General features: G+C 30.4%; 7 protein-coding genes. 6 read left to right on the top strand and 1 reads right to left on the bottom strand.

The genetic code is table 11. The features are described 5' to 3' along the window. From Q0138_RS04750 to Q0138_RS04730, 5 genes are all read left to right on the top strand, one after another. The coding region (locus Q0138_RS04750) for a DUF4143 domain-containing protein (RefSeq protein WP_297981602.1) at nt 1-1,410 on the top strand (1,410 nt) is incomplete at its 5' end. A gap of 177 nt (nt 1,411-1,587) precedes the next feature. Then, on the top strand, nt 1,588-2,472 hold the full coding sequence (locus tag Q0138_RS04745) for a formylmethanofuran--tetrahydromethanopterin N-formyltransferase (RefSeq protein WP_297981600.1): 885 nt from the start codon (nt 1,588-1,590) through the stop codon (nt 2,470-2,472). A 356-nt stretch (nt 2,473-2,828) separates the two neighbouring features. Continuing rightward, the gene (locus Q0138_RS04740; RefSeq protein ID WP_297981598.1) at nt 2,829-3,845 is read left to right on the top strand and encodes a carbohydrate kinase family protein; all 1,017 of its coding nucleotides are present in this window, start codon (nt 2,829-2,831) and stop codon (nt 3,843-3,845) included. A gap of 480 nt (nt 3,846-4,325) precedes the next feature. Next, nucleotides 4,326-5,153, top strand: coding sequence for a 4Fe-4S binding protein (locus Q0138_RS04735; RefSeq protein WP_297981596.1), 828 nt, complete (start codon nt 4,326-4,328; stop codon nt 5,151-5,153). Between the two features lie 234 nt (nt 5,154-5,387). Beyond that, nucleotides 5,388-6,023 carry a CBS domain-containing protein gene (locus Q0138_RS04730; RefSeq protein WP_297981594.1) on the top strand — a complete coding sequence of 212 codons (636 nt, stop codon included), beginning with the start codon at nt 5,388-5,390 and terminating at the stop codon, nt 6,021-6,023. 194 nt (nt 6,024-6,217) lie between these two features. Here the strand turns inward: Q0138_RS04730 and Q0138_RS04725 are convergent, their stop codons facing one another. After that, the gene (locus Q0138_RS04725) at nt 6,218-7,219 is read right to left on the bottom strand and encodes a tRNA-dihydrouridine synthase (protein WP_297981592.1); all 1,002 of its coding nucleotides are present in this window, start codon (nt 7,217-7,219) and stop codon (nt 6,218-6,220) included. A 530-nt stretch (nt 7,220-7,749) separates the two neighbouring features. Between Q0138_RS04725 and Q0138_RS04720 the strand changes: the two genes are divergently transcribed. Continuing rightward, on the top strand, nt 7,750-8,745 hold the full coding sequence (locus tag Q0138_RS04720; RefSeq protein ID WP_297981590.1) for an NAD-dependent epimerase/dehydratase family protein: 996 nt from the start codon (nt 7,750-7,752) through the stop codon (nt 8,743-8,745). The last annotated feature ends 113 nt before the right edge of the window (nt 8,746-8,858 follow it).

The raw sequence follows: 8,858 nt of genomic DNA, 5'->3' as shown, positions 1-8,858 counted from the left end.
ATTGCAATTGTCGGAAAACCGAATGTCGGTAAATCTTCTATAATTAATATGTTGGCATCTGCAGTTGGATCACTTACAAATCCACAAAAGATATATGATACGTTTAGAAGTAATGGTGAGAAAGAGTTATCTTTAAATACAGTTAATTCTTACATTAGAAATATTGAAGATTCTTTTATTGTTAACAAATCAAATAGATATGATATAAAAGGAAAGCAATACCTAACTAGTGGTGAAAAATACTATGCTACTGATGTTACTATGAGATATGCTTTATTAGGAAGAAAAAATATGGTGAAAAAGGTTTTTATCACTGATTGTGAAGGTCCATTGACTTTAAATGACAATGCCTATGAATTGGCAGCAGAGTTTATTGAAGATGGAGATAGATTGTTTAAGATAATCAGTCGTTTTGACGATTATTTGGTGGATGATTTAAAGAAGGAAAATTATCATGCTGGAGACACTCTTAAGCTTATCGTTCCATTTTTCAAGCTTGCAGGCTTGACCAATGACAAGATGATTGATTTTTCACGGGAAAACATTTTCATTGTAAATGGTTCAAAAGCCACACTTGCACTTGCAAATGAATTGATGGATGCATTCATTGTCAGCACAAGCTATGGCCAATATATTGAAGCGCTTTCAAATTTCATGGAATTTCCATTTGAAAACACTTATCATACCCAATTGGATTTGGATAAGAACACTAATTATAATGATGGTGAAAGTTCCCCTTCAATTTCAAAGGCATCTGTTGGAGCAAAGTCTCCTAAATTTATAGCTGAACTTGAAAAGATTGAAGAGTTTAGAAAAATCATTCTTCAACATGGGGAAGCTAAAAAAGAGGATTTTGATGTTTTATATGATATTTTCTTTAATGAAATTCCAAAATTGGAAATCAACACTTATATAGAAAATGTGAAAACCGTTGGAGGCAAGGGAAAGCAAATCGCTGTTGAGGACATTGTTGAAAGATTGTCTCTTGAGGAAGGTTCCATTTTTTATATTGGAGACAGCATTACCGATGTTGAGCCTTTAAGTTATGCAAGGGAGAATGGAGGCATTTCAGTCAGTTTCAATGGAAACGAGTATCCATTGAAGGTTGCTGAGATAGCTGTTGTGTCTGAAAATACAATTCCAACATCAATTCTCATAGATCTTCATTCAAGATATGACAGGGACTACATTTTGGACTTTGTTAAGGTCTACTCTGAAAAGGGGCCTGATGATGCATTCAAGGACTTTGAAGTGGATTATTCATTAATTGAAGAATTTGAAAAGGAATTTTATAATAAGCCTGCTCCTATAATCGAGATAATTACTGAAGAGAATTATGATTATTTGCTTAAATTAAGTAAAGAGATGAGAAATAATATTAGGGGAACAGACATTGGCGGTTTAGGATAAAAGACCTTGATTATTGATTATTGATTATTGTAAATATTAATTATTTTGATTATTATTGCTTTTTATTGGCATATTAAGATTATTTAATTTATGATTTAAATTAAAATTAATTTATTATTTGATTGATTGTTATAGAGTTTTATTCACTTATTAAATTTTAATTATTTAGGCGATATTATGGCTAATTATGAAAAAGTGGAAGATACATTCTTTGAATACTTTGATGGAATGTATATAAGAGCATTGATTACAGCTGAAGATGAATTAACAGTTAAACAGGCGGCTTATGATTCTACTGCAACTCCAAGTGCAGTTATTGGCAGGGTTGAAGCAGGTGTGGAATCATTTGTCTCTCCAGATAAAACTCCTGATGGAAGACCTGGGGCAATTGTTCAATTCTGGCTTACAGATGATTTGGAAAAATTTGAAAAGGAATTGTCCTATAGAATTCGTCAGGACATTCTTGTAAAACCATTTACAAGAGTCTTTTCCCTAACTGAAAATCCTGTAGGTTCCATTCCTATGATGGAAAGGGTAGGTCACTGCGGTGATGGATATGAATGGGAATTTGAAGAGTATGGAAGAAAAATGATAAATGTTCCAATAGCAGTTCCTGATTTCCAGATTGAATCTGAATTGAAATATGCAAATGGAGTTATGGGGGGTAATTTTTGGTATATGTGCAGCAGCAAGGAAGCTGTTCTTGAAGCTGGAAAGATTATCATTGATACAATAATGGAAATCGATGGTGTTTGCACTCCTTTCGGAATCTGTTCAGCTGCAAGTAAACCTGAAACCAATTTCCCTGAAATAGGTCCAAGTACAAATCATCCATATTGCCCTTCACTTAAGGACACTCTTAAGGAGGAGTCAAAGGTTCCAGATGGTGTTAAGTATATTCCTGAAATTGTATTGAATGCTACTGATAATGATTCAATGAATTTAGCTATTAAAACTGCAATAGATGCTATTATTGATATAGATGGTGTTGTTAAGATTTCAGCTGGAAACTTTGAAGGTAAATTAGGTGAACATAAGACTAATTTATTGGATATTTTATAAGTTCAAGTATTAAAATTATTAATTGTTGTTTCAATTTATTTAATCCAAATTATTTATCATAATTTTAACATATTAGTCATATAGTTTACAATCATGAAAATCTATGTTTATGATAAATTTTAGGAAATTATACTTTTAATTTTAATTTTAATTTTTAATTTTAATTTTTAAGATTAATTTAATTATAATTTTAATTTTAATTATTAAGATTAATTTTATTTTTAATTTTAATTTTTAAGATTAATTTAATTATAATTTTAAATTTAATTTTTAAGAAATATTTGATAAAAATTTTAATTTAATAACTTGATTTAAATGAATTCTCAATTTTAATTTTTTTTAAAGTCGTGACTTAAATGGAAGATAAGAAATCAAAAAATCTTAGTGCAGAGGATTTAGGCGTAGATGAAATAGTCTACGATTCAGTCAATGTTGATGTAATTGGATTCGGTGCATTGAATGTAGATAAATTGTATCATGTTGCAAATATTGCTGAAGTTGATGGAGAAAGTTTTATCAAGGGTGAAGAGGAGTCTCCTGGTGGTTCAGCTGCAAATACAATTATAGGTCTTTCCAAATTAGGATGTTCAACATCATATATCGGAAAGATTGCTGCAGATGCTGAAGGGGATTTGCTTGAATACAATTTAATGATGAATAATGTTTATCTGACCAATTTGATTTATGCCGATGAGGGAAATTCCGGTAAGGTTCTCGGATTCGTTTCCGATAAGGGAGAAAGGGCATTGTATGTTGATGCAGGTGTAAATGATACAATCACCATTGAGGAAATAAATCCATTAAATGTTAATGCCGCTAAAATACTTCATTATTCCTCCTTTGTTGGAGATTCCTTCAATGCTCAAAAGGAATTGTTGCCTATATTAAGGGATGATATTATTTTAAGTTTTGATCCGGGCATTCTTTATGCTGAAAAGGGTGTTTTGGAACTTAAGGAAATTCTTGAGAGAACAAATATTCTTCTTATAAATGAAAATGAGCTTAAGGTTCTATTTGAGGATTATTATATGGAAAAAACTGGCAAAAATGATCTTAGCTTTAGGGACCTGGCTGTTTATGTCCGTGATGATGGAATAGATACTGTTGTTGTTAAAAGAGGAGAGGAAGGTGCATATGCAATAAACAGCAATGATGAGGAAGTAAAGATTCCTGCATTCAAATGCGAGGCTGTTGATACAACCGCTGCAGGAGATTCATTTAATTCCGGATTTTTATACGCTTATCTAAATGATTATGACTTGGCAAAATCATGTTTAATTGCTAATTGGGTTGCATCAAAGTCTGTACAGGCCATTGGTGTTTCAGGCCAAGCCAGTTTGGATGAATTGAAGGAGTTTATTGATTCTATTTGATGAGTTTGATTAATGGTGTTTTTTGATTCTGTTTAATGAAATTTAATGAAATGTTTTTTGATTCTGTTTAATGAATTAAATGAATTTAATAATTGTTTAATTCATTTGGAATTTTTAAACCCAATATTTAATTTAAAAAAATTTTTTAAACTTTTATTGGCAAAATTGTTTGCAATTTTGGTTATTTTATTTAAAAAAATTTTTTAAACTTTTATTGACAAAATTGTTTGTAATTTTGGTTATTTTATTTAAAAAAATTTAAAATTTGTTCATTTTTGAAAATAAAATAATAAATTATATTAATAATTTTAAAAATAGATATTATATGTGTAACTGATTTGATTATTTTATAAATAATTTAAAAAAATTCTTAAGCTTAAATTTATAAAAACCTTTTTAGAATTGATTGTGTGGTCAATTTTAAAAATGTTTTGATTGTTGGTTAAAATTTTAAGTTTAAAAATTTCTATGGGGATTATTATGGAGATTGAACTAAAAAAGCAGATTGACGTTTTGGAGAGGGAAATAACTCTCAAATCTGTAGATTTAGATGAAGATATAGATGATTTCAGTATAGATATTCATAACTACAAGGATAATGAAAAGCTTATCACCATTTCCTCACGTTGTGTTAGGTGTAATCTTTGTGTTGAGGAATGTCCTATCAATGTAATATCATCTGCAACCTGGCTTAAGAGGGCTAAAATTGGTGAGGATTGTGTGCAATGTGAAATCTGTGCTCAAACATGTCCGGTTTCCTGTATTTATGTCTGGGATGCAGAGGCTGAAATTGATAAGGATGATTCTGTCAAATACAATCTTAAGGAAGTTAAAGTCCCTCATAGAACACTTAAGATGGAGGACATTTCCATTGACAGGGAAATCTGTATTGGTTGCGGATCTTGTCTAAAATACTGTCCTACAAATGCAATAAGTCTTAGGGACAAGGCATATATTGAAGCGCATGGCGAACTGTGTCCTGAAACTGGAGCTATTGACTCTGAAGATGGGCATATGTTTTCATACATTGATAAAAACCGTTGCTGTGCTTGCGGATCTTGTGCTAACTTGTGTATTCAAGGTGCCATTTCACTTAAGAGAAATCTTGGTCCTGTAGTTATTTATTCTCATATCAATGTGGACCAGGACACTTGTGTTGGATGTGGATTGTGTGAGGACAACTGTCCTGTTGAAGCCATTAAGGTTGAGGATGGAATGGTTAACTTAAGTCATGACAAGTGTATTAGATGTAATGAATGTAGTTCAAGATGTCCTGTAGGAGCTTTAAGCTTGGAAATGGACAAATAGAATTTATTTGTATTTATTTATTATTTAGGTCTTTGATTCGGATTCTTTTGGATTTGGGTCATTTGCTTGATTTGGTATTTATTTAGGTCTTAATTTAGATTATTTGGTATTTGTGTCTAAATTTGTTTGGATTTAGATTATTTGGTATTTGTGTCTAAATCAATTTGTATTTAAATCTTAATTGGATTTAAATTATGTTTATTTAGTAAAAATATAATTGGGGAAGTGTTTAATATGAAAGCTAAAGAGATGATGGATGAAGCATTTATTTTTGTTTCAAAAGATGATTTAATTGTAGATGTTTCTATTAAGATGGAAGAGTCTAGACGTTTCACTGCGCCTGTATTGGATGATTCTATGAAATTAGTTGGTTGGATTACTTCATTTAACATTACTAAAGGATTACGTGAAGGTAAAAGCACCATTGAGGATGTGATGAGTCCTGTTAGTGAAATTATGTTCATTGGTGAAAATGAACCTGCTAGAAATATTGTTATTGAGACTTCTAAAAACAAGTTAATCAGCATTCCTATAATAAATGATGAAAATCAGGTTATTGGTGTAAGCAGATCTGTAGATATTGTAGATTCAATGTCTGCATTATATGATATCAAGGTCAAGAAGATCTATGAAGCTATGGAAGAGGAATTGAGAGGAATTACTTGGGAAGAACTTATGGATGCTTCCGCTAAAATAAGTACAAGAACAACTGGTGTTAAAATCACTCCAGAAGAGTATGAACGTAATATTGAAAATGCTACTTTTGGTGAAGCTATTTGGGCTACCGGTGGTCTTGAAAAGTTCTTTGCAGGACTTATTTCCGTTGGAGAAATTGTAATTGCACGTAAGGTAGGTCGTGCAAGACGTTAATTATTTTTTATCTCTTTTGGTTTAATTTCTCCTTTTTTATTTTTTATCTTTCTTTTTGATTTTTATTATTCTATTTTTTCTTATTTTTTATTTTAAGTTTTATTTAAGGTTTAATTATAATTTCTTTGTTTTCCTTCATTTTTTATAATTTAAATATTTAACATAGTTAAGTATAATCTTAAAAAAATAAAAGATCAGTACTTTAAACAAGTACTGCTCTTTTTGGTATAACAATTATTGCATGATTGGCAACGGGTGTGTCCCTCTCCATTTGCCTTCCATTCACTTAAAAAGTCTGCTTGTGCCACAAATGGTTTGGACATTGACATAAGTTCAATATTGGTTGAATTTAAAATGTCATTCATGCTTTTCATGTCTCTTAAACTTCCGCCAAGGATTACTGGAATGTTTAACTCATCAATAAGCCTATTTGCATAAATCAAATATGGGTGAAGTCCTCCTTCCTCATTGTAGAAGTATGAAATTGTTCTTGCAGTCAGTTGGATACAATCTGCACCATACTTTTCAAGCAATTTGGCTATTTCAATACTTTCATCATAGGTAATTCCACCTTTTCTTACATCATTAGGGTTAATTCTGCAGGTGATATGGAGGTCATAATTGCTTTTGATTACCTTGATTATTTCAAGTACCATTCTTGTTCTGTTTAAGGTGTTTCCACCATAATCATCAGTTCTTTGATTGAAATAAGGGTTAATGAATCTTGAAAGGTAAAAGTTATTTCCCATGTTCAATTGAATTCCATCAAATCCTGCAAAGGATAACTTTTTAGCAGCCATGATAATGTCTGTTTGGAAATGTCTGATTCCTTCAAGGCTGATGTCGTTTGCTTCCACTTTTTGGTTTAATCCGTCATTGTAGTAGAATGGAGCTATTTGGGCAAATACAGGCACATTATATGCATGAGCAATGTCTGTAATTTCCTTATAGTCTTTTATGAATCCCTTGTAGTTCATGTTTGTTGTAAACTCATAGAAACGGTCATGGGGATCAAGGGTAAATATTTCAGTGTTGATTGCTCCCACACCACTTTTAGCTATTTTCTCATACTTTTCAAAAACTTCATTGTCTAAAAATCCTCCATCATGGGTTTGGCGTTCCCATGTTCCAGTTCTTACGATTCTGCTTTTCAACTCAAAATCGCCTAACTGGACGCTATCAAATATATCTTTCATACACATCACTTTCTTTTTTTATAAACTCAAATCATTTTCAGATTAAATTCATTTGTATAATATAGAATAATCTTTCTTAATTTAATTTATTCTCTTTAATTTATATAAATCTATATTTTTTCAATTATAAAAAGGATTAAGTAATTTTCAAGTAACTTATTTTTAATTTTAAAAGGATTAATTAATTTTCAGCTAAATTATTTTTAATTATAAAAAGTGAAATTAATTAAAAATGGCTATTTTTTTAAAAAAAATTAACTTTAATTAATTAATTTTATTAATAAAAAATTATAAACTATTAAATAAGAATTTTTTTATTTTATTCAATTAAAAATATTATTTATTTTCATTTATCTTTTTAAAGTAATATTAATTTATTTTAATTTATTTTAATTTATTTTAATTACATTTCAATGATTTAAATTTATTTTAATTGCCTTTTAAGTGATTTAAATTAATAAAAACATTAATCATACTTAAACTTTAACTAATAAAAGAAATATAAACTATTAAACTAACTATGTGATAATATGGCTAAATATAATGAATATCAGGATAAGACTATTTTGGTAACTGGCGGAGCAGGTTGTGTAGGAAGTAACTTGACTCGTAAATTGGCTGAACTTGGAGCTGAAAAGGTAATCATTTTGGATAATATGTCCTCCGCTTATGAATGGAATGTTCCAATAAATGAAAATGTTGAACTTATTCAAGGGGACATTCTTGACGATGAGGAACTTAAACGCGTCTTTAAGATGAAACCTGACTATGTTTTCCATTTGGCTGCTCATTTCGCTAATCAGAATAGTGTTGATAATCCTGAAACAGATTTGATGGTAAACGGTATTGGTATTTTAAAGGTATTGCAATATGCTCAATTGACTGGAGTTGAAAGATTTGTATATTCATCCTCCGGTTGTGGAGTCTATGGGCTTGACTCTAAAATGCCATTTGAGGAACATGACATTTCCATTTCATTGCATACTCCATATCAGGTAACAAAACTTCTTGGTGAATTGTACACAAATTATTTCCATAACCTATATGATATGCCTATTGTAAATGCAAGGTTCTTTAATGTGTTTGGGCCTGGAGAGGTTCCTGGAAAATACAGAAATGTAATTCCTAACTTTTTCTATTGGTCAATGACCAATCAGGCTTTGCCTATTACAGGTGATGGAACCGAAACAAGGGACTGGACTTTTGTTGGAGATATTGTAAACGGTCTTTTAGCAATGGGAATTGAAGAGGAAGCTATTGGAGAAGCTATCAATCTTGGTTCCGGTAAGGATCATAGGGTAATTGACATGGCTAATAAGGTAAACAGCCTCACCGGAAACGAAGAGGGAATCGCTTATGTGGCTAGAAGAAATTGGGATGCCAAAACCAAATTGTTGTCCTCTATTGAAAAGGCAAAGGACATTCTTGATTATAAACCAACCGTTTCCTTTGATGACGGTCTTGAAAGAGTTTATGATTGGTTTTGTGAAAACTGGGAAGATATTGAAAGAGATGCAGAATTTTAATTATTTGAATTTTTAAATTCTTTACTCTTTTTTTAATTTTTCTTAAACTTTTTTAAACTTTTTAAACTTTTTAAACTTTTTAAACTTTTTAAACTTTTTAAACTTTTTAAACT

Source organism: uncultured Methanobrevibacter sp. (genome assembly GCF_937906425.1).
Classification (GTDB): domain Archaea; phylum Methanobacteriota; class Methanobacteria; order Methanobacteriales; family Methanobacteriaceae; genus Methanobrevibacter.
Note: the sequence above shows the minus strand (reverse complement) of the source record. Positions and strands in the feature narration are given on the sequence as shown.